Origin of the sequence: Blautia sp. DFI.1.216 (assembly GCF_020594215.1) — a bacterium.
GTDB classification, from domain to species: domain Bacteria; phylum Bacillota; class Clostridia; order Lachnospirales; family Lachnospiraceae; genus Blautia_A; species Blautia_A wexlerae.
On the sequence record NZ_JAJDML010000144.1, the window covers coordinates 1 to 1,117 of the forward strand.

General features: G+C 36.3%; 1 protein-coding gene. It reads left to right on the forward strand.

From position 1 onward, the window contains the following. Positions 1–93: 93 nt before the first annotated feature. The gene (locus LJE11_RS19100) at positions 94–1,032 is read left to right on the forward strand and encodes an IS982-like element ISRmsp1 family transposase (protein WP_008708342.1); all 939 of its coding nucleotides are present in this window, start codon (positions 94–96) and stop codon (positions 1,030–1,032) included. Positions 1,033–1,117: the final 85 nt, after the last annotated feature.

The window sequence follows — 1,117 nt, forward strand, 5'->3', positions numbered from 1 at the left end:
TAACTTGTTGTGCTAGATAAAATAAAATATAAAGAAACTTCAACAAAATATGCTATCCTTTTTGTAGGGAATACAACGAAAGGAGGCATCATTATGTTGAAGTTCCAAGATAATAATACCACTGTTATTGCAACTTTTGAAGACTTTATTTTAACTGCTTACGTTATTATTGACGAATTGTATCATCAGTTTGCACCTCCAGAAGTTACCAGACGACGGCATATCCTGAATGCAAAATTATCTGACTCAGAAATCATTACTATCAGTCTCTGCGGAGAATTGGCAGGCGTTGATTCTGAGAATGCATGGTTTTCTTTTGTGAAACGAAACTACAGGCATCTTTTTCCGCAGCTTTGCAGCAGAAGTCGTTTTAACAGAACGAGACGCGCCCTGATGCAGACAACAGAATTGTTACGACAAAAAATGATTTCCGTATTCCCAATTCCAGTCAGTTCCTATTACATCGTCGATAGTTTTCCACTTGCAGTCTGTAAATTTGGACGTGCACGATATTGTAAAGCATTTCGTGGCCATGGTGCTGATTATGGAAAATGTCCTTCCAAAAAAGAAACCTATTATGGATATAAAGTACATGCATTAATTACATTAGAAGGATACATTGCATCATTTGAGATCACACCGGCATCTACAGATGATCGTGAAGGATTACGTGATCTGGCAGACCATTGGTCTAATGTTACAATTTTAGCGGATAAAGGCTATGTTGGAAAAAACATGAAACAGGAAATGCAGGAAAAAAATATCTGTCTTTTTGCTCTGAAACGTTCCAACAGTAAGGAAAATTGGCCGAAATCCGTACGTCAGTTAATATTCAAACTGAGAAGGCGGGTAGAAACCGTATTCTCTCAATTGAGTGGTCAGTTAAATGCAGAAAGAGTGTTAGCCAAAAGCTTTCAGGGGTTATGTACCCGTCTGGTTAATAAAGTACTGGCATACAATCTCTGTATTGCATTGAATAGTATTTTCGGTGAAACCTGTGAACTTGGAAAAATCAAAAAATTGATATTCTAAAAATTTTATTTTTTAATATCTGTAAGGATTCTTTGCGGTTTTACAGGTTTTCACATAATCTATTTGAAGTAGCACAATAGGTTAA